General features: G+C 38.7%; 22 protein-coding genes. All 22 read left to right on the forward strand.

The window, feature by feature from the left end:
* Positions 1 to 68 precede the first annotated feature (68 nt).
* The 22 genes from gss to ACYQ28_RS08665 all read left to right on the forward strand — a co-directional run bounded on the left by gss (position 69) and on the right by ACYQ28_RS08665 (position 21,277).
* A complete protein-coding gene (gss, locus tag ACYQ28_RS08560; protein WP_460049299.1) occupies positions 69 to 1,958 on the forward strand; it encodes a bifunctional glutathionylspermidine amidase/synthase in 1,890 nt (629 codons plus the stop codon).
* 1,150 nt (positions 1,959 to 3,108) lie between these two features.
* Positions 3,109 to 3,459 carry a hypothetical protein gene (locus ACYQ28_RS08565; protein ID WP_460049298.1) on the forward strand — a complete coding sequence of 117 codons (351 nt, stop codon included), beginning with the start codon at positions 3,109 to 3,111 and terminating at the stop codon, positions 3,457 to 3,459.
* A gap of 114 nt (positions 3,460 to 3,573) precedes the next feature.
* On the forward strand, positions 3,574 to 4,416 hold the full coding sequence (locus ACYQ28_RS08570; RefSeq protein ID WP_460049297.1) for an AAA family ATPase: 843 nt from the start codon (positions 3,574 to 3,576) through the stop codon (positions 4,414 to 4,416).
* A 30-nt stretch (positions 4,417 to 4,446) separates the two neighbouring features.
* Positions 4,447 to 5,220 (forward strand): ATP-dependent nuclease, encoded by a 774-nt coding sequence (locus tag ACYQ28_RS08575; protein WP_460049295.1) that lies wholly within the window; start codon positions 4,447 to 4,449, stop codon positions 5,218 to 5,220.
* Positions 5,221 to 5,311: 91 nt separating this feature from the next.
* The gene (locus ACYQ28_RS08580; RefSeq protein ID WP_460049293.1) at positions 5,312 to 6,640 is read left to right on the forward strand and encodes a GmrSD restriction endonuclease domain-containing protein; all 1,329 of its coding nucleotides are present in this window, start codon (positions 5,312 to 5,314) and stop codon (positions 6,638 to 6,640) included.
* Positions 6,641 to 6,785: 145 nt separating this feature from the next.
* The gene (locus tag ACYQ28_RS08585) at positions 6,786 to 7,184 is read left to right on the forward strand and encodes a molecular chaperone DnaJ (RefSeq protein ID WP_460049292.1); all 399 of its coding nucleotides are present in this window, start codon (positions 6,786 to 6,788) and stop codon (positions 7,182 to 7,184) included.
* Between the two features lie 104 nt (positions 7,185 to 7,288).
* Positions 7,289 to 7,642 (forward strand): hypothetical protein, encoded by a 354-nt coding sequence (locus ACYQ28_RS08590; protein WP_460049291.1) that lies wholly within the window; start codon positions 7,289 to 7,291, stop codon positions 7,640 to 7,642.
* Between the two features lie 167 nt (positions 7,643 to 7,809).
* The gene (locus tag ACYQ28_RS08595; protein ID WP_460049290.1) at positions 7,810 to 8,166 is read left to right on the forward strand and encodes a hypothetical protein; all 357 of its coding nucleotides are present in this window, start codon (positions 7,810 to 7,812) and stop codon (positions 8,164 to 8,166) included.
* A 561-nt stretch (positions 8,167 to 8,727) separates the two neighbouring features.
* Positions 8,728 to 9,258 carry a hypothetical protein gene (locus tag ACYQ28_RS08600; protein WP_460049289.1) on the forward strand — a complete coding sequence of 177 codons (531 nt, stop codon included), beginning with the start codon at positions 8,728 to 8,730 and terminating at the stop codon, positions 9,256 to 9,258.
* A complete protein-coding gene (locus ACYQ28_RS08605; RefSeq protein ID WP_460049287.1) occupies positions 9,255 to 9,782 on the forward strand; it encodes an endonuclease V in 528 nt (175 codons plus the stop codon). Before ACYQ28_RS08600 ends, ACYQ28_RS08605 begins: the two co-directional genes overlap by 4 nt.
* Positions 9,783 to 9,906: 124 nt before the next feature.
* The gene (locus ACYQ28_RS08610) at positions 9,907 to 10,104 is read left to right on the forward strand and encodes a hypothetical protein (protein ID WP_460049285.1); all 198 of its coding nucleotides are present in this window, start codon (positions 9,907 to 9,909) and stop codon (positions 10,102 to 10,104) included.
* A gap of 161 nt (positions 10,105 to 10,265) precedes the next feature.
* The gene (locus ACYQ28_RS08615; RefSeq protein ID WP_460049283.1) at positions 10,266 to 10,679 is read left to right on the forward strand and encodes a hypothetical protein; all 414 of its coding nucleotides are present in this window, start codon (positions 10,266 to 10,268) and stop codon (positions 10,677 to 10,679) included.
* A 318-nt stretch (positions 10,680 to 10,997) separates the two neighbouring features.
* Complete coding sequence (locus ACYQ28_RS08620) at positions 10,998 to 11,339, forward strand: hypothetical protein (protein WP_460049282.1); 342 nt, start codon at positions 10,998 to 11,000, stop codon at positions 11,337 to 11,339.
* 1,528 nt (positions 11,340 to 12,867) lie between these two features.
* The gene (locus ACYQ28_RS08625) at positions 12,868 to 13,143 is read left to right on the forward strand and encodes a hypothetical protein (RefSeq protein WP_460049281.1); all 276 of its coding nucleotides are present in this window, start codon (positions 12,868 to 12,870) and stop codon (positions 13,141 to 13,143) included.
* 100 nt (positions 13,144 to 13,243) lie between these two features.
* Entirely contained in the window at positions 13,244 to 13,558 is a 315-nt protein-coding gene (locus tag ACYQ28_RS08630) for a hypothetical protein (protein WP_460049279.1), read from the forward strand.
* A gap of 469 nt (positions 13,559 to 14,027) precedes the next feature.
* Positions 14,028 to 14,384, forward strand: a complete 357-nt coding sequence (locus ACYQ28_RS08635) for an ATP-dependent Clp protease adaptor ClpS (RefSeq protein WP_460049277.1) — start codon at positions 14,028 to 14,030, stop codon at positions 14,382 to 14,384.
* 120 nt (positions 14,385 to 14,504) lie between these two features.
* On the forward strand, positions 14,505 to 14,864 hold the full coding sequence (locus ACYQ28_RS08640) for a hypothetical protein (RefSeq protein ID WP_460049276.1): 360 nt from the start codon (positions 14,505 to 14,507) through the stop codon (positions 14,862 to 14,864).
* A gap of 68 nt (positions 14,865 to 14,932) precedes the next feature.
* Entirely contained in the window at positions 14,933 to 15,298 is a 366-nt protein-coding gene (locus ACYQ28_RS08645; RefSeq protein ID WP_460049275.1) for a hypothetical protein, read from the forward strand.
* Between the two features lie 516 nt (positions 15,299 to 15,814).
* A complete protein-coding gene (locus tag ACYQ28_RS08650) occupies positions 15,815 to 16,444 on the forward strand; it encodes a hypothetical protein (RefSeq protein WP_460049274.1) in 630 nt (209 codons plus the stop codon).
* A gap of 1,639 nt (positions 16,445 to 18,083) precedes the next feature.
* Positions 18,084 to 19,142 carry an FtsH protease activity modulator HflK gene (gene hflK / locus ACYQ28_RS08655; RefSeq protein ID WP_460049272.1) on the forward strand — a complete coding sequence of 353 codons (1,059 nt, stop codon included), beginning with the start codon at positions 18,084 to 18,086 and terminating at the stop codon, positions 19,140 to 19,142.
* Positions 19,139 to 20,113, forward strand: a complete 975-nt coding sequence (gene hflC / locus ACYQ28_RS08660) for a protease modulator HflC (RefSeq protein WP_460049270.1) — start codon at positions 19,139 to 19,141, stop codon at positions 20,111 to 20,113. Before hflK ends, hflC begins: the two co-directional genes overlap by 4 nt.
* A 546-nt stretch (positions 20,114 to 20,659) precedes the next feature.
* Positions 20,660 to 21,277 (forward strand): D-alanine--D-alanine ligase family protein, encoded by a 618-nt coding sequence (locus tag ACYQ28_RS08665; protein WP_460049269.1) that lies wholly within the window; start codon positions 20,660 to 20,662, stop codon positions 21,275 to 21,277.
* Positions 21,278 to 21,388: the final 111 nt, after the last annotated feature.

Consider the following 21,388-nt stretch of genomic DNA (forward strand, 5'->3'; position numbering starts at 1 on the left):
ATAGCCACTAGACTGAATAACTACGCCATCGCATAATTATTGACAAAATAATACCGAGCAAATACCTCATGAGTAAAAACAATAAACAACCGTTCGGAGTCGTTTTGGGCCACGCTCCCGGAAATGTTCCCGCCCATTCGTCTGATTATGATTCTGCATTAAAAAGTGATTACCCATCGCGTAAATCCTTTCGTAGTTATCACGACGGCATCTACATGGGCTACAAATGGCAGTGTGTAGAATTCGCACGCCGATGGTTGTACGTGAATTTTGGCTACATCTTTGATGACGTTGCCATGGCATACGATATTTTTGATTTACGTAACGTACGCGACGTAAAAAACAACGTGCTTTTACCATTACAAGCCTTCGAAAATGGTAATAAAAAACATCCCGAATACGGCTGTTTATTAATCTGGCAAGAAGGCGGCGAGTTTGAAGACACTGGACACGTAGCCATTGTTACCGAGGTTTCTGATACTTGGATAAGAGTCGCCGAACAAAACGTAGATCATCAAACCTGGCCACAAAACCGAAATTACTCCCGCCAGTTGTCGGCAAAAATCAGCGAAGATGGTGAATACTGGATAACCTGTTCGTTTGGCAATGCTCAAATCTTGGGTTGGATGATTCAAACCGACGATACAACCTATGCAAACCCAACGCACACCAAAGATTTAGCGTTGTTTAATATACAAAATCGTCACGCCGAAGGTTACCAAACCGAGAAAAAAACCTGGTTAAACATCGCCAATAAAGACGAAGAAGCCTTTGTACAAATGATGGGTGGCCATTATTTAGCAACGCTCCCTGAAGACCGATCACGTTACTTTACAATTTCGCGCACAGCATTCGAACGCTTAGAAAAAGCCACCAACGAACTGCACGGCATGTTTATGCACGCAACCGACTACGTGCTAGAAAACGACTGGCTATTGCAATACTTTAATTTTCCAGAAGCCATTATTCCGAAAATAAGACAATCGTGGAACAACCGCCTAAACCAACTCATCACCAGCCGATTTGATTTCGCCTTGCGACCAGAAGGCTTAAAAGTGTACGAATACAACTGCGATTCGGCTTCGTGCTTTATGGAGGCAGGTAAAGTACAAGGTAAATGGTCAAAACATTTTGGCGTAGACGAGGGCACCGACGGCGGTAATGAATTATTTACCGACCTCGTTCGTGCTTGGAAAAAAAGCCATGCAAAAAATACAGTGCATATTTTACGTGACGACGAACCCGAAGAAAAATACCACGCGTACTTTATGCAAGCTGCTATAGAAGCCGCTGGCTTAAAATGCAAAATTATCGAAAAAATTGAACGCCTAAAATGGTCGGATGACGGCGCCATTATCGATGAAGAAGGCGAACAAGTGCACTGGGTTTGGAAAACCTGGGCGTGGGAAACCGCACTCGATCAAATTCGTGAAGAATGCGAAACAGCCACCCAAACCGATGGCACCTATGAACCACTTTGCAAGCCGGGCCATTCACCACAACTTTCCGATGTACTGCTGCACAAAGACATCATGGTATTCGAACCAATGTGGTCTTTAATACCAAGCAACAAAGCAATATTGCCTGTACTGTGGTCGCTATTTCCTAACCATCCGTTTTTATTAAACTCATCGTTTGAACTTAACGACGAGTTAAGTGCAACCGGTTATGTAGAAAAACCCATTGTTGGTCGCTGTGGTTCAAACATCATTATGTACGACAGCGAAAATACCAAAATGGAAAGCTCAAAAGGTGCCTTTAAACACCAACCAACCATTTACCAACAATTATTCTCACTGCCAAACATCGACGACTACTACACCCAAGTGTGCACTTTTACCGCCGCAGGCATGTACGCAGGCACCTGCATAAGAGCCGATAAAAGCATGATCATAAAAAGCGAAAGCGACTGCTTTCCGTTAAGAATACTCGACGACAAACTTTTTTTAAAATCTTAAAACTCACCTAAAATTTTTAAAACCTCTGATTAACTCCGTCATGAATTAATCAGAGGAAAATCATCACTACACCTTTTTATAAATGTGAAAATTAATAATTTTCGAATAATTCTTAATTAAAACCATTAGCTAAAAAACCATTAATTTCAAGCAACAACTGCCATCAATTATGCTTAACTGCATAAGCCACCCAAACTCTAAAAAACAAATCACCTAAAAGCAGTCATTCACCAAAACACACAGTACAAAATAAGAAAAATGAATTCCCCGCCAATTTGACAAACAAATTGACGAAGAAAGCCTTTCAAGATAGTTTTCAGAAAATTACCTGAGATAGGTGTCACCATGACGATAAGTTCTGGAAAAAGCGTCGTTAAAACATCTATTAAACTGTTAGAACTATTCAGTGGTTCTATCAGTAGTAAATTTTAGGTGATACGTAAGCTGAATGTTTTTGTTTTTGTGTCTTTAAGTAAGGTACGAAATCTAAACAATTAGAAAATCGTGGCAGCCAATTTGTAGTAAAAAGTAGATTTATCTTGGGCAGTTTTGCTCTTCTTAGTTTCAATGAGTAATGTAGTTGCGTAAGGCATAGCAGTTTCGTTCTTCGTGGCTCAAATTGGTAAATTTGGTAGCAGAAAGGGAGGTGGCTTAAATGTTTAGTGGTACACATTTAGCAATGAGAAATAGCTATTTTTGTACTTGTTCTAACAAGTTGCTCTTATTCGTTCCGGCCACAAAATGTGGCCTTCACCGGACGCGCTAACGCGCGCCGCAAAGCAAAGCGTTATACGTATTCTTTGTATTATTCTTGGTGAATTTAAGAACTGTTTTGTCGCTGAAGTTTGTCATTCTTGGTAGCTGAAGCTTCAGTAAACTAAAGCGTTAAATGGCTAACGTGGTAACCAATATTTTGCATCTTTTAGTCTGAAAATTAATCTCGTTCGTTCTTCATAGTCCGCGTCAAACTGTGGTAAGTTTTCAGTTTATTGGTCCGCATTTTAAAGCGGTAAATTCAACAATAGTGGTGAAGGTTGGTTATGTTAAAAACGTATAACAAACCGCTCAAACATCAGGCAAAAACAGGTTTTTGCCTTGGACTCGCCACTGTGTGGCTCGCTGTTTAGCGGGGCGTTAGGCATCCATACAGATGAAATTGCGTACCATAATATTTATTACAATTTTTGCTTTTTCGGTCATCGCTTTTGCAGGCCCATCAAAGGACCTAAGAATGGGAACAATAAGCAAAAGTGATTTCTTCTTTTATAGCTGTGTGAGGCAGTACATGCTCGCAAATTCTATAAAGGTTTTTGATGGTAGCGTAAACTTGGGCGTTGAGTACTCTAATTTAAATTATCAAGAGCTCATGGAAATTGGTAATAAATCTAAAGCATACGCAGCTTCAATCAGGGCTCCAGATTACTCTGATAGTGAGCATGGTTTATCCGCTGTACTAATTCTGTGCCAAGAAGAAGGTGAGAAAATATACGGCGCTGAGTAAAATGCCTAACAAGGCCATCAAAAATCGCTCCACTACGTTCCGCTGGACCTCCTTACGCTGCGCTCCAGTCGGCCCTTTATGGCAGCGTTAAGCCCTATCAATAAGGATGTTCCCATGAAACTATCTGCATTACTTATCTCAAACTTTAAGGGCATTAAGGACGAGATAAAAATACTCATCGACAATATTGTTGTTTTGGTCGGCCCGAATAACAGCTGCAAGTCTACAATTTTAGATGCATACGAAGCCTATGTTTCAATGGGAAGCGCGTTAAGCTTGGATCATTTTCACGGTCGATATGCTAATACACCCGTGATAATTACAGGAGTATTTAATGATGTTACGCAGGACGACATCGAAACTTTAGGGCAGGAATGGCATTTGCAAAATGATCCTGAGTTTGGGGAGTGTGCAAAATTTCAAATTCGTTGGGAAACTCCCGATGAAAGCGGTGTTAAATATAGTTTCAGCAACAAAACAAATGACTGGAAGAAAGGCGGAGCTGGCGGCTGGAATACTTTACTACAAAGCAGGTTGCCAACCCCTATAAGATTAAACCCAAATGATGGTTACGATGCGCTGGAGAAAGTTGTAAAGGATTTGGCATCAAAGAATGCCGCAAAAAAATTAAAAGATGACAAGAGTAAAATTGCTGGAATTGTAGCTGAAATCGAAAAACTTGCTCAGGAAGTTGATAAAGAGCTCTCGGGGAGTATTGGACAGCTAAGCAACAAAATAGAGGTTGAGCTAAATAAGCTTTTTCAAGGTGCTACCGTAAGCTTTGAGACTGGTGTTGGTAAGTTTAAGGCAGAAGATGCCATTAAAGATGGCAGTAAGTTTTTTGTTAAAACGAGTAACCACCCATCATCGCTAGAACACCAAGGTACTGGATTAAAAAGAGCTTTTTTGTGGTCTGCTGTGAACGCTTTATGTAGCGAAGGAATGTACAAAAAATGAGCAAAAGTAATACAAGATGAAACTCCTAAAGTGCTACTGATTGATGAGCCAGAAATTAATCTTCACCCATCAATAATAAGAGCTGCTAGGAAAGCCATTTATACACTCGCGGATCTAGAAGGATGGCAAGTCATCTGCACTACACATTCACCAGTATTCATCGACCTGACTCAAGATCACACAACGCTAATAAAAGTATCAAATAACCAGCAGGGAGTTTTCTATTTTCAGACGGATAAAGCTCATTTTAGTCCTGACGAACGAGATAATCTCAAGATGCTTAATCGTTGTTGCCCAACTGTGAATGAGTTCTTTTTTTATCCAAATGCAATATTAGTCGAGGGCGATACTGAATATTTGGCGTATCAGTACATCATTGAAAAGAGTGGAATAGAGGGAAGTTATTGCGTAATCAACTGTAGAGGTAAGGCAAATATACCGACATTCATCAAGATTTTTAATCAGTTCAATGCTAATGCCATTGCCGTCCATGACTTAGATACCAAACTCAGAAAAGATGGTGTAGCAAATGCCATGTGGACAATTAACATAAATATTCGAGCGTTAGCTGACTCTACAAATGGACGAGTCAAAACCGTTGTTCACAACCCTGATTTTGAAGGCTTCTATCTCAACGAATCTCCGACTAAAGATAAGCCATACAATTTATTTACTCACTTAACGTCAAATGATTTTGAAACGAATGCCAGATATAAAGAGTTAAGGGAATCTCTAAGTTCAATTATTGATGGAACTCATAAAGGCTTATATAACACGCAGGCTGAGTTAGATGCCATGGCTTAACAAGGCGCTGCACACGGATAAATTAATCTCTGCGCTCATAATTTACCGGTGAGCGCGGTGTTAGGAAATGCACGTTCAAGAGGAGAGTTAAATGTCCGAATACGAAGAAAGCAACGAAATTACCGATCACCAATTTGACGGCGACGATGAAGGCGAAATGCCAATCGAAAGTAAAATCAATAAAATCAGTTTGGAAAAAAATGATCGCAGTCTTGCCGAGTTAAATCGTTGGTACACAACTGGGAGAATAATAGTTGATCCTGAATGGCAGAGAAATTATGTTTGGGACAATTCAAGAGCATCTAAATTAATAGAGTCATTCTTAATTGAACTTCCCGTTCCGGTAATATATTTAGCTCAAAACGTAGAAAGTAAATATGAGGTTATTGACGGCCTGCAACGGCTTACTTCTACGTTTAAATTTTTTAATAACGAGTTTTCGTTGTCGGGGCTTGAAATTCGTCAAGAGCTTAACGGTAAGTATTTCAGAGACTTAGACGGGCCGGTTCAATTAAAGCTAGAAGACACAACGTTAAGAACTTTCGAGCTTTCAAATACAACTCCTAAAGACTTAATGTTTCTTATTTTTGAAAGGCTCAACACTGGAGGCAAAGCCTTAAATGATATGGAAATCCGAAACTGTATGTATCGTGGCGTTTTAAATGATCTAATCAAAGACTTATCAAAAAACAACGACTTTATTGCATGCATCAATCAAAAAAATATTGATAAACGTATGGCTGATAGAGCGTTGGTACTTAGGTTCCTAGCTTTTTATACCATGACTTATCTGAAAGCAAAAAAAGGCTTGAAGCCTTTTTTAAACGACTTCCTTGAAACCTATAAAAATGCGCCGCAAGCGAAACTTAAGGAATTTGAAGCTACTTTTAACAAAGCAGCCAAATCATCACTTACTATTTTCGGAGAAAAGGCATTTAGGCTGAGAAAAACATCTGAAAAGGGAGCAGGCGAATGGGCTCCAAAAATTAACGCTTCAGTTTTCCAAGTTATTGCTGTTTCATTTTGTGATTACGACCTAGGACAAATAACGCGGGCATCAGATGCTATATATGAAGAGTATTGTGATCTAATAGCTAGTGATGCGCGCTGGGTTCAGGCTGTATCAAATAGAACGAGTCATTACTCAAATGTTGAGTATGCTTTTGAAACTTGGCGCGCACGCCTGAAAGAAGCTATAAAGGACTTTCCTGCCAATGACAAGCAGCGGTGTTTTTCGCGGTCTTTAAAAGAAGAGCTCTTTTCGCAAAATAATAGCTGCTCTATCTGCAAAAATAAAATTGTTTCATTGAACGACTCTGCTCTGGATCATGATATTCATTATTGGCGTGGCGGCAAGACAGTTCCAGAGAATGCACGCTTAGCTCATCGTCTATGTAATGCCAAAAGGGGCGGTTCCTAACAAGTCGTTGCAGCACCGTTCCGCTTCGTTTCAATTCACTGGACAGTTTTTAGTAGCGGTTTTATGGTTTAGCTGCGCAAAAGTATTCCATAAAACCATAACTAAAAACTGCCGCTGAATTCGGTGTTATGTATGAGAAGAAGCAATGAAAAAAATCATAATTTCTATAGTTTCTATATTACTTTTTGGCTGCGGAGCTACATCGCCAGTCAAAGAGGATCTTGGATACAAAGGGCAGAATCAAGAAGGCTTCGCTGTCGGTGAACTGTTAGAGAAATTGAAATCTGACCCTAATGTTCAAGTCAGGGAGGAGCGTGGCTGGCAAATCGCAGAAGTCAAATCAGAAAGAGCGCTGTACTCCTTTACTCCAGAAACGCATCCAGCTCATCCATCATATGTAAAGAGAGAGGTTGTTGAAAAAGACGGCTCTATTTATATCCAAACAAGCGTTAGTTGCGGTGCAGAGAAAAGTGTTTGTGATCAGCTTGTGAGAGATTTTATCGAGCTAAACAACAAAGTAAAAAGTGGCTTTAGCGACGGATAATGCATAACAAGCCAGCCAAAATCGTGCGCTTCGTGCACTGGACTCGCAACAAGTTGCTCGCCTTTGCTGGCGGCGTTAGTTTCCATAAATACTGGAGTGTGTAGGTGGAACATAGAAATTTAAAATATGATCAGGAATGGACCTTGCCAAAGGAGTTCAATGAATCCCGATCAAGAATCATGTACATTGAAGAAAAATCTTCCGGTTTAGATGGTCCTGCCCGTATTGGTAGAGTTTACTTTTCAAAATCCGGCAAAACTCTATATTACAAAGGTTTAAAGTTTCAAAGCCTAAAAGGAAATGGCTTTAAGGCAAATTACTTCGAAGTAGATTCAGGACATGAATACTGGATCTCTGGGCCCCGGAAAGATCAAAACGATCGGCTTTACGGGGGAAACCGAGATGTTGAAATAGATGAAGATGCATACGAAGAATACCAAAAAATTATCCAAAGCTAACAAAGCTATAAACCTGACAATTTGGACTACATTCCATGCTGTGCAATCGCTCAGCTCATTATCGCACAGCATCCAGTCTGGCCAAATTGTAGGTTATAACGACGTTATGTGAAGTCAGAGTCGTGAGAAGGAAGAGATTCAAGCATCAAGTACATATTTTCTGTCACATGTTTTGTGGATGGCAGTTAGCGAATGATTTTGAACAGCTGAATAAGTTGGGTTCAGGTCGACTTGAAATTGACGTTAAAACAGGAGGTTGTCTTTTTAATGGTGAGCCTCATTCAAAACTAACCATGCCACTTGTATTAAATGATTGGTTCCTTTCTGATTTAAATGAACATGGCATTCAGCTGCCTGATATAGATCTCGCCGAACTCAAAGTAAATTTCAATATGAACGAGTTCGGCAAAAAGAATGGAAAGCCACCGGAGTTTCAATGTTCAAGTAAGTTAGTGTCCGGAGGCAATACATATACATTAAAATACAAAGGTGAAAAAGGTAGTAATGAAGTTGAAATCACATAACAAGTCAAAGCACGTGGGCTTGGAAAAGCTGTCATTTTTTTTGTTCCAAAAAAGTCGCCAACCTCACCAAACCAGTGTTTGAGACGTTAAAATTCTTATGAAAAAGTGCTGTAATAAATATCTAATACCTAAAATAAATTATCGGGCCAGCATCATTGACTCCATCGGTCTTACGATGCTTTTTAGCTTCTTTTTGGGTATTGCTTTCCTTGTTGCTTGGCTTGGTGCTGCGTCCCTAGTTTCATCGGTGGAAGACGGCTCTATTGCAGAGAGGGGAATTTTAGGACAGCCTACGATCACGGGCGGGTTAATCGTTTTTGCTTTCTTGTATTACTTTCTACCCAAATTTATAAACGCTTGCAGTTATCTGGTTAACTACAAGCTCAAAATTAGCTCGGTGTGTAAGTACTGTGGAAAACAGCATGAACTGGCAAATTATCCAAAATCAGATGACCCGTTTTAACAAGGCCGTCAGATGCGTTCCGGCCACAAAAAATGTGGCCTTCACCGGCCTCGCTAACACTCGCCGTTTAGTTGGGCGTTATATATATTAAAAAAACTATGCACAAATATAGCCTAGACAAGTATCCGTCTTCCTTATTTTTGGAGGATTTCAATTCTACAGAGTTGAAAATCGTTCCGTATCAAAAGGCCGGTTTATATCGCATTCAAAAGGGTAAGAAAACAGAGATTACCGAGCGGGACCGAGATTATACGATGGTTCAGCTTGAGCAAATGCGCCACAGAGGTATTGTGGAAATATACCTTCACGAGCAAGCGGAGCATGGATTTTGTGAAATTGGGCCAGAGGATAGGTCATTTGAAGTGATACTAGAGGCACAAGGTGGACGCATCGACGAAAAAATTATGGAAAATGCCAAAACTATCATTTCTCAGATTGTTGAAATGGATATAGAAGCACGAAATAGATCTTATAGCCCTAAAGAGAGCTATGAAGAAGAGCTTGCATATATTGATATAAAACTCGATGAAGTAGAGCTGCATTATTTTGCGACTACTGTAAATACCGAATGGGGCGCCTATTTCAAGAAAAATGAGGATGGGAGTTGGCACTATGAGGGTTTAGGGTGACTATTCTAGCAGTTGATGTTCAATACGATGATAATTCGGCGTTTGTAGCTGGAGTATTATTCGATGAATGGAATTCTGAAGAACCAAAAGCTGAGTACATCTCTTTTTTGCGTAAAATTGAAGAATACATTCCAGGAGATTTTTACAAGCGCGAATTGCCCTGCATCTTGAGACTATTGGATGAGCATAGGATAGCGCCTTCTTGTATCGTTGTTGATGGGTATGTCTATCTCGATGGAAAGCAAATACCAGGATTAGGCAAAAGGCTTTTTGATGCTCTGGATAAAAGAATAGAAGTCGTTGGAGTGGCAAAGAAAGGGTTTAAAGGCATAGCCTCGGAGTGCGAAATACTTAGAGGGAAAAGTGAAAAGCCACTATATGTCACTTCAACGAGCGATATCGAAGTAGCTAAGTATAGAATAATGAATATGTTCGGCGGCAATCGTATTCCATTTTTACTAAAGCGTGCCGATCAGCTTTGCAGAGAAGCAGCTAAAAAGTCAAAGCATTCTGACACAGTATAGCCGTGCTAGTGTTAGCACTCTTTGTGAAACCGTTGATGAATCGAGGAGAAAATCCTTTTGGGCAGTAGCACTCCCTAAATTAATTGAAAATCACGAGTTTCGAATAAAAATAAACGAAGCGAAAATGAAGGTTGCAAAAAGTGCGCTTGCGATAGCAAAGTTTGCTGAAAAAAATGAAGCTCATTTTTTTCTTGATGATGAAATGTTTAAAACTAAAAACGCCAGCCTCCAGTTAGAGTGTGATAATTTAGTTTCAAAATTGGATGAGTTTCTTGAATTGCAATATCAATTAGGTATGGAACAAAAGAATAGGTACGAGTAAATTATTACAAATATTCGAACAAGAAGCCTTTCATAACGTGATGGGAAATCGTGTTATTTACACCATGCAAGTAACTCAAATCGACCTCCACTGTGCTGCTCGCTTTGCGCACAAAACCGCCACTTAAAAACTGCTGCTTAGCTCGGTATTAAAAGGAAACCATGAATAAGCTCTGTACCACATTGTTATTTTGTTTGCTGACAAATATCGCATCTGCTAATGACTTTTTAGGAATGTGGCAAGTAACGAAGGTTGACATGCCGGAAACTTATTTTGGAGAGATTAAATATCCAAAGTATTTCGAGATTACAGAGACTGAAAGCGGGGTTTCAGGCTACTACAGAGATCAATACGATCTTGAGTGTAATTTTTTACTCTCAGAGTTAGTAAACGATGGGAATGAACTCCTTCTAATGAATTGCGGTACAACCAAGTCAGAGCAGGCATGGGCACCATTGCACAAAGTAAAATTAATCAACGGAAAGCTTGTGGGATCGGTGGTCACTTATGGACAGGTCTTTGTTTGGTATGCTTCTCCTGTCAAAAACCTGCCTTTAACAAGGCCGTCAAATTGACCACTTTACCTGCGCCTTAAGCAGTAATTTACGACGGCGTTATACGTATTCTTCTTGATGAATTTAATAACTATTTTGTCGCTGATGTTTATCATTCTTAGTGACTGAAACCTCAGCAAACTAAAGTGTTAAATGGCCAGTTTGGTAACCAATATTTTGTGTTTTGCTATCTTAAAATCGATTCAGTTAGTTCTTCTTTGTACACGTTAAACTGTGGTAAATTTTTAGTTTATTGACCAGCATTTAAAGCAGTAAAATCAATGATAGTGGTGAAGATTGGCTATGTTAAAAACATATCATAAACTGTTAGGAATCAAATTGAATCGAGTACTTGGCATCGTTATTCTCGCTATCAGTCTTTCTGCTTGTGTATCGCCGTTTAGCGATGATGAGAGTGTAGCGAGAGATGAATTATTGTCCATTGCTCCGATTGGTTCCGATGCAAGAGAAGCTAAGCCAAAGCTAGAGGCCAAGGGATTTAAGTGTCACTGGGCTGAAAATCGATCTTTCTTAGGCTTAGAGGGAATACATAATTATCTCTATTGTGACAAATCAATTTTTGCTGGACCTTTGGTTACTCAACGCTGGCAGCTTGCATTGGTGCATGAGTCTTTTGTGGTTACAAATGCAAAATTTGGTATTGGCCTCACTGGACCGTAAAATTCCTAACAAATACACTCCAGCACAAAAGCGTAGCCTCCGTGGACAACCTACGCTATAGGAACCTCTGATTAACTCATCCCTGATTTAATCAGAGAATAGAAATTGAAAATGCGATTTCCAATTTCTTCACAATTTCAATCACTTATAGTTCTTGAAATTGGCAACACATCCATGTGTCGCTGGAAGCTCTAAGTTAATCAGAGCTTCCTATATTCGATTGCCACTTAGCAAGGCTTTATGAGCCCAGAGTGTACAATGTATGACATTCAATTATTCGGCCTACAAACAGGACTCTTAATGGGCTCGTGGGTTTCGTTGTTCGGTCTGGCAGTTAATAGTTGTTTTATGTCCCCTGAAAAAAACGTTTGCGACATGGTAGACAAGGTAATAAATTCAATTCCAAAAAATATTAACCCAGAAAGAAACGAGTAGTAAAACTCATAACAAGCGGCACCTGTATCGGCCTTTGGTTTAGACCTCCATACGCTACATTCCAATCGGCTGGTGTGCCGGGCTTTAGTACCCTGTGAGCTAGATTAGGTGAAGAATTCGAAAATTTATATAGGATATTATCTAACGACAGAAATCCTGCCCATATCCAAACTGATTTTGATACGAGGGCTTCCTTTCATTTTTGGTCTGTTGGTAGTTTTATATGGCTCTTCTTTGTACAACTCAGGCAGCAACGAATATGCGTGGGAGAGAGTCTTAGAAGGATATATACCTACTATAAAGTGGACTTTAATATTGTTTATCTTTGTATATTTACAGCGTGTTTACTCAAAGTGGCTCTTTCTTAAAGAGTATCTAAAAAGCCATAGTTGTATTCCCAATAATCCAATTAGGTTGCATAGTCTTTGGTCAAATTGGAATGAGAGTTAAAAGCACTAACAAAACCATTAAGAGATGGCAGCATTACGCTCAACTAGCGAAAATGTATGATTATTTATATGGACATGGATGACGTTCTTTGTAGTTTTAAAGAAGCGTGTGCAAATTCGGTAGCGCAGAATTGTGATCTTGCATTTCCTCAATTTTAAGAAGACTTCTTTCTAGGCCTTGGCCCAAAAAGCGGAGCATTAGAAACGGTTGAGTTGTTGGAGAAATCACTGAATTTTGACGTGTACATCTTCACCGGGCCGCCTACTTGTACACGGAAAAGCGATTATGGGTTGAAAATCGGTAAAACCTTTCGTTATATCGCATTTCCAACAATTCTGAATTGAAAATACAAACTAAATTCTTGGTTAAACCAATAACTACCATTAATTATGCTTAACTACATAACCCGCCTAAATCACAGAAAAACAAATTACTCAAAAAAAACAATCACTCACCAAAACACACTGCACAAATAATTAAAATGAATTATCTGCCAACTTTACAAAAAAATTGACGGAGAAGAGCTTTCAAGATAGCGTGCAGAAAATCACCTGAGATAGATGTCAACATGACGGTAAATTCGGAAAAAGCATCGTTAAAACATCTATTAAACTGTTATAGCCATTAAAAAGAGAGAAAGGAATTGAAACTTAACCTTATAAATTGCGCGGTTGCATCAGATGGTGGTTCGATTGCTTTATCTTTTACAACCGAAACAAATGATGAGTTTTGGGTTTCTCTAGACAAAGGCCTTCAAAGCCCAACAAGAAACAAAATCTTTGCAAGTACTTACGGAGAATCTCCTTTAACTTCAGAGCAAGAAAATGAGTTGCTCCCACTCTTAGAAACGGCAGAGATTTCAGAGGCAGATTGTGAGCAATTACTTCGGCAAATAATAAATGAAATAAAATGCAGATAAAAAGCTATAACAAGTTTGCGCACAATCGCGCAATTAATTGCGCTGGACTGCCACTGCTTCGCAGCGTCAGCCTGTGGCAAAGGCGTTATGGCTCTAAATCATGAAGTTACTATCCATCGTAATTTTAATATCGCTAATTTCCGCTTGTGGATCCATTGATAAGAAAATGGCGTATTGGGAACAGGAATTAAGCAAGAATACTCCAGTTGGCACATCAAAATCTGATGTAGCAGCCTATCTAGACTCAAAGAAATTATCACACGGTTGTCATAGGGTAGAACTTCAATGCTATGCCTTAGATAAAGATATTGAGAGTTATATATTCGTTACATTTAGCGCAGTTCTAGTATTTAAGTTCAATGAAGAACTAAGTTTATTATCATATGAAGTCAACCAAACTGGCGATGGGCCTTAGCCATAACAAGGTGGTCAAGTACACTCCGTCCACAAAAAGCGCGGTCTGCGCGGGACAACCTACACTGCGTTTCGGTTGCCCCTTACCAAGGAGTTATGGCTCATAAATAGTATGATGAATATCAAACCGATAATCTCGATATTCGCTCTGTTGCTCAGCATAGGGGTTGCGCCATATTTAGTGCTAATCTGCGATGATAGATATTCTTGGAGTGAAATGGATATAAACCAAAATGGAATCGTATCCTACGGTGAGGTCTATGAGTTCCTAGATTCAGGAAAGCGAGAAATCACCTCGAATGGAAGGAAATGCGTTGAATACTATACGTATAAAGATGGCCTTCCATTTCATTCGGTTTGCTCTGAATAATCAACTATACAAGTTTGTTAATAATCGCCCTTCGAGCTGGACCGCAAACAGCGCTACTTCGCAGCAATGCGGCCTATTAAAAAAGCGTTAGGCAATAAAGATGTTTCTCAAGCACCTCACCAACTGGCTCACCAAAGCATTCAATGATGAAGAAGCACTTCCTCAGAGAAGAGGCAGCTTCTTTACTGTAAGTAACGGCTACGGAATAAAGATTCTCAACGATGACGAAACGCCAATGAATTTCGTTGCAGCCGCATTCAGGAAGTATTTGAAGCTCGGTCAGTCGCAGGCGTTTAACCTAATGGCAGAAGTTCACGAACATGGCGAAGCTGTTTGGTATGGTACCGAAGCCGACATAGCAGAGGAAATATGCTCACTAATTACCACGACAACCCAAGAGCGAGGTTTTCCACTCAAATGTTATGTGGTTCCACCACTGAGCACCTTGTCTGCCTAACAAGCAGCCCAAATCGACCTCCACTGCGTTGCTCGTTTTGTGCTTTTTCGCTACTCTCGCACAAAACAATCAACTCCGTTCCGGCGGATTAGCTGGGCATTAACTCTTATCGGAAAGACTATGGATTTATTCGACATATTCCAACAGTACAGAATAGAAAAGACGAGAACTGAAGCTTTATCGAAAGCGGGGGAGGCTAAACAAAGGACTATCTCCAACGAAATAAATATCAGCGAATTAGAAGCTAAATTAGACCACCTCTCTTTGGTCTGTATGGCAATGAGTGAGCTTTTTGAAGAAATCGGTTTCTCAAAAGCAATGCTACTAAAGAAGATAGAAGAAATTGATCTCAGAGACGGCAAACTAGACGGTAAAATAGCACCTACAAATACGTGCTCTAGCTGCAACAGAATCGTTGCTCCTAGGCACGTAAGCTGCCTGTATTGCGGTACTAAAATAAACAAGACAAATGTATTCTAAATTAACAAAGCCAGCGATTTTCGCCTTATCGCTTTGCGGTAGGGCTGGCAGCGTTATAAGGATGTCTAATGCTCAAGTCTATCGCTGTTGTTCTGCCACTATTTTTTTCGGTCAATGCATTCGCGGACTATTGTGGCGCTGAAGTGCTAGCTGAGTTGAATCGGATTCTTTCATCAGACACTAAAGTGGATGTAGAAAAGGACTACGCGTCAGGGGAGTTCAAATTTCTGGCCACATACGGTTTGACGCTCAACTTCCCTGGGCTCATTAAAGTCCAAGCGAAGCAAGTACGGGCGAACGGGCAGTTCAAAGCAATAGAGGGTTCTGGAGATAACCTATGTTTTGTATCGTGGTATTCTCGTAGTGAAACGGCTTGCATCAATCAATATATTTCAACATGCAACACAGTCCTCGCTGCAAAACTCGCCTTATAGCAAGCGACAGCACAATCGCGCTTCAAGCCGAGCTGGACTCGCATTGTGTGCTCTATTGCGCGCGGAGCGTTAAGGGTTAGGTTACGTATAGCAATCACGATAATCATTACGATCTGCTTTGCTACTATGTATTTCACGCATAACATCAGAGCATATTTACTGGTTGGCACTTTTAAAATTATTTCCAAAAATCCTAAATTAAAAACGCAAACTAAAAATTCTTGGTTCAATCAATAACTGACATTAATTGTGCTTAACTTCATAACCAGCCTAAATTGCAGAAGAACAAATCACCTAAACTGCCATCATTCACCAAAACACACGGTACAAAATAAGCAAAATAAATTGCCTGCCAACTTGATAAAAAAATTGACGAGAAAAGCCTTTCAAGATAGCTTTCAGAAAATTACCTGAGATAGATGTGCTATGACGATAAATTCTGGAAAAAACACCGTTAAAATTAACCGGATTGTATCGAGCTTAATTTTCTAAAATTATAAATAATGGGTAGATGATATGGTTGAGTTGATATTCAACGTTCCCCCTTATTCGCGCTACTACTCTAAACGAAAGCGTGCTGTAAGTGTTGCCTATTTGGAGGCGAACAACTGGGATGATTTTGGTTTTAAATCTACATTCCATCTGGTGGTTTATGACGCAAATGGAGAGGAATATGATATCGGAGGAGTAAAAATTGGCTATATCGGTCAAGAGGGTGGATGGACTCAAGAAAAACTTCCCAAAGAATTCCCAGTATTAGATAAAGCTTTCTTTGCACTTGGTCAAAGCGACGAATACTATCAAAACCTATATGCTTTAGATCAAGAGCTCAGGGATTGCATTTTAAAAAGCTTAAATGATGTAGTGCATGATCATAGTGCTTATGATCTCGCTTTCAATGAAAAGGTAATGAAGGAATCGTTACTGCGTGAAGTAAGTATTGCTTCAATAAAAGGGCAATTTAAGCGATTGCTTAATGGCGGAAAGCTGCGTACCGAGTTTGATTTCTCTTATTCGCTTCCGCGAGGAAAACGTTCTTCTGGATTAGATTTGGATTTTTATGTCGATGCTACATTACGGCCGCGAACCTTTATTGAAGAATTTATAAAAGTTAAAATAACTTGGGTATTTTTAAGTTTATTTTAATAAACATTTAAACGAATACCGATACACAGCTTCAACTGTGAAAGCGTAACTGTAGCGATATGGAAATAAAACCTCTGTTTTGCAGTCAGCAATGTCAAAGTAATCAAAATAGATCTTTTAAGGCTTGCCCGAGGTGCCATAAAACATGGCACTCAGAAAATAAAGAATCAGAATGTTACTACTGCAATACAGCATGGACTATGTGTAAAAATTGCTCTATAAAAAGCTCCCAATGCGCCGTCTGTGGCAAGTTCCTTAAATCTAGTCTTCTAGGTAAAGTAGCCCAAATACTAAAAGGCATTTTCTGTCTGCCAAAATAAATACATAAAAGAATTATTGGATTTTACAAACGGTTATAGCATCCACCGCAAAAGAATAATCAGAACGATAAATGATCTCAAATCGTTATAAAATACAAAATATCTAAGGTATAAAGAAGTGCAAAAAATAAAATTATGGATAAGCCGAGGCGAAATCGGGTTTGGCACTCTACTTATTGTTCTTTCTATGATTATTCATTTCCGAAGTTTGGTATGTGATGTAAATAATTCTACCTGTGGTTACTGGGAAGGTACTTATGCCGTATGGTTCCTAATATTTGGCGCCTCATTTATAGCTTCAGGGCTTATATTAAAAACTCAGGGTATAAAATCACACCTCGGCCACATTCTTATTTTTTATGGGTTGTTTTTAGGACTTACATTGCAATGAAATGCCTAACAAATTGCCCAACCTCGTTTCAGCCACAAAGAGCTCATTCTCCACTGAACTAATTTACTTTTAGTGTTTCTGGTATAGTGCTTACCGCTCTTCTATGGTTTATTCGCTATGTTCGCCAGATATAGCTCGCTCAGTAAAGTAGCCGATAAAAATATTAAAAAGGTGAAAATAGTTTATCGGATTTTAGCTGGGAAAAGCCATAACATACCAAACTAGTATGAATTTATATGCCGCTCCATTTTATACATTAAAACTAAATATCGTAGTTGGCGTAGAGAAATATCTTGGAATATTTTTGAAACTGACACTGGATAACCATGTCTGTTTTTAAAGGTAATTCTCAATAAATTTTTTGAAGAAATATAGGTAAATGAATTGGAGTAACAACCTAATTTCAAGCTTGCACTGCGCAAAAAAATATTAATGTTTATTAAATACTTTTTCTGAAGTTTTACGCTGTAAGCATCTTCGTGATTGTTAGTTCAGTTGCATGGCTATTTGATTGTACTGAAGTTGTATCAGACCATCTATATCTTGATATTTAGGTAAATATTGCCAGATTAATTCATTAACATTTTCACTAAAACCACGCTCTCAACAATGTTGGGATATGGAAAAATAAAAATTATATTATTAAACACCGTCTTCTCGGTAAACAAAGAAAATGTGTATTTCAGCTTACTTTTATTGATAGAAAAATATCACGATTAGTTTATGAATAATATGCAGCTTATCGTTATAAAATTGAATAAGGCATACTTAACGGTCTTATCAATGCGTTATTCTTTAATGTTATATTAATAAAACATACTCATAAGTGTAATCTTTGTAACAACCACCTTGATTTTTACCTCAGCGTCCCCATTTAATGATATCTAGGTGAGATGCTCTCGCCTCATATCATAAAAAGGCAACCTACATGCCAAAAAATATCGATGGCTCTAATTCCCCATGGGGATCAGGGAATAATTCTCCACCAGATCTCGCTAAAATACTTTCTCAAATAACTGGCTTTTTGCAAAAATTTCTCTCCGGCGGTAGCCCCTCAAAAGTTTTTATACTCCTTCTGGTTTTTCTAACCGGTGTTCTCGCGTGGACAGCAACGTTTACTGTACCGAGCGATTCTGTCGCAGTAATTCAACGATTTGGTAAGTATATTCATAATGTACCACCGGGTTTACATTTAAAATTCCCGTTCGGTATCGACTCAGCAACCATCGTTCCTATTAAGCGACAGTTGAAGCAAGAATTTGGGTTTTCCACTCCGGGCGCAACGGATCCATACCAAAACTCTGGAAGATATAATAACGAACGAGAAACACAAATGGTGACAGGAGATTTAAATGCCGCATTAGTCGAATGGGTGGTGCAATATCGTATTTCAGAACCTGTAAAATATTTATTTGAAGTTCGCGAGGCCAGTGAAACATTGAGGTATGTGTCTGAGTCTGTGATGCGTGAAGTTGTTGGAGATCGCACAGTTGATGAAGTAATCACTGTTGGACGTCAAGAGATAGAGTCCGAAGCGTTAGTTAAAATGCAGGAATTATCAGCAAAATATACAATGGGCATTAGTATTGATCAAGTTCAGCTGAAAAATATCAATCCACCAAAACCTGTTCAAGAATCATTTAATGAAGTAAATCAAGCGCAGCAAGAAAAAGAAAAATTAATTAATGAAGCGCGTCGAGATTACAACAAAGTTATTCCACTTGCACTTGGTGAAAAAGATCAACGCATTCGAGAGGCCGATGGTTATCGTTTAAAGCGAATAAACGAAGCTGAAGGTGATAGCGCTCGATTCAATGCTTTATATGCTGAGTTTATTAAAGCACCCGAGGTAACAAAACGGCGGATATACATAGAAACAATGCAAGAAATTCTGCCCAGAATTCAGTCAAAAATAATTATCGATGAGAGAACGAATAATATTCTACCCTTGCTCAACCTTGGAAGAAATTCCGGAGACATTCAATGAGTTTAATAAAAACAACTCTAGTCATGACCATAGTAGCACTTCTTGCATTTGCTTTAAAAAGTGGACTTTATACGGTAAGTGAGGTTGAGCAGGTTATTATTACTCAATTTGGCAAGCCTGTTGGTGAACCTGTTGTAAATGCTGGACTGAATATAAAAATTCCTTTTATTCAAGAAAGCAACGTTATTGATAAACGCGTTTTAGAATGGGATGGTGATCCTTCTGACATGCCAACTAAAGACAAACTCTACATTTCTGTAGACTTATATGCTCGCTGGCGTATTGTCGATCCTCTACAGTATTTTTTAAGATTAAGAGATGAGAGAAGCGCACAATCAAGACTGGATGATATTTTAGGAAGTGAGACACGCAACGCTGTTGCAAAGCATGAGCTTATCGAAATTATACGCACCACTAAAGATCGAGAGCCTTCCCAAGCTGAAATATTAAGCAGCTCTGATTCTGACTTAAATGTAGGATTACTTGTTCCCATTAAAAAAGGCAGAAAACTGGTAGAAGAAGAAATTTTTTTAGAAGCCGCAAATAAAGTTAAAGTTTTTGGAATCGAACTTTTAGATATTCGCTTCAAACGAATTAATTATAATGAAAGTGTTAGACCAAAAATTTACGAGCGCATGGTAAGTGAACGACGACAAATTGCTGAACGCTTTTTATCTGAAGGTAATGGTGAAGCCGCAAGAATTCGCGGTGATAGAGTGAGAGAACTTGATAAAATACAGTCAGAAGCCTATCAGCAAGTCGAAAAAATAAGAGGTCTTGCAGATGCCAAAGCAGCAGAAATCTATGCTGACGCTTACAACCAAAGTAAATCGAGTGAAGATTTTTACACGTTTACTCGAACAATGGAATCTTACAAATATATTATCGATAAAGACTCTACTGTGGTTTTGTCAACCAATAGCGATTTGTTTAGGTATTTAAATGGCATTTACCCAAAGGAAAATAATTAACAAGTTTTCTATATAGGAACCTCTGATTAACTCATCCTTGATTTAATCAGAGGGCAGAAATTGAAAATGTGATTTCCAATTTCTTCACAATTTCAATCACTTGCCGTTCTTGAAATTGGCGACACATCCTTGTGTCGCGAGAAACTCTAGGTTAATCAGAGTTTCCTATAGACAATAAATTACATCGAAAATTAAACGCATTATTCATATCAATAACGACAAATTTACAAAATATTATAGAGCTTGGAATTTTTTCTAAGCTCTTTTTTTTGATTAAAACCTGAAGTAATTAATCATATTTTACTTAAAGTAGAACTGCATAAATAACTTCGACTGACCTTGCAATGAGCTGAAATTTTTATCCTTAACTTAGCAAAAAACTCCAACAAAGACTTGATAAATGTATACACTCTCATTCTTAGAGCGCATACTGAAGCACTGAATTTGGTTTCATCATTGTCGCCTCGTGTATATTCTACTGCACAATCGTGATTTTTTCTTGATTTCGTCAATATCAGCCTAACTTCACTCTCTTTTCGGACTATTATGAATATAGAAATTGTTACCACACCAAATAGTGCACTAAATGAAACAGGTTTCGGCAGCCTTCAAGCTTGTCAGAATGTCCTTGATTCAGTGCTGAAAATGGGTCATCAATGTCTACTTTCTTCCTGTAAATCACTGGAGGATCTAGAGGGTGTGTTAACAAGAAAGCCTGATTTAGTTGTCATTGCCGTTAAATTTATTCCAATTGAGAACAATGAAAACGTTTGGCTGTCAGAATATTTTGAGAATAACAACATAGCATATACCGGATCGTCGAAAAACATATTAATGTACGATTCTGACAAGGTGTTGGCAAAACAGTATTTAAAAGAAAACGGAGTATCTACCGCTTTATTTTTCACAGCTTACGAAAATGAATTTCAAAGTAATAAAGAATTACCACTCGAATATCCATTATTTTTAAAGCCTATTTGTGCAGCAAACAGCAACGGTGTGGATGAGCATTCATATGTATCTTCATTCGACGAATTTGAGCGTAAAGTATTGTCATTAAAAAATAACTTTAACCAAACTTCTCTCGTTGAAGAGTATTTAGATGGGGTAGAATATACAGTTGCTATATTAACCGCAAAAAACGGAGAACTTGTAGTGGTTTAATAATCTCGTACCAGCTTGTAGGGTAAACTGCCCTAAACAAAGGAACCTACAAATGGCCTATAAAAACTATCCTCCTAAATTTAAACACGAATCAGCAGCTCTAGTTTTAGA

The organism is Sessilibacter sp. MAH1 (assembly GCF_054658315.1).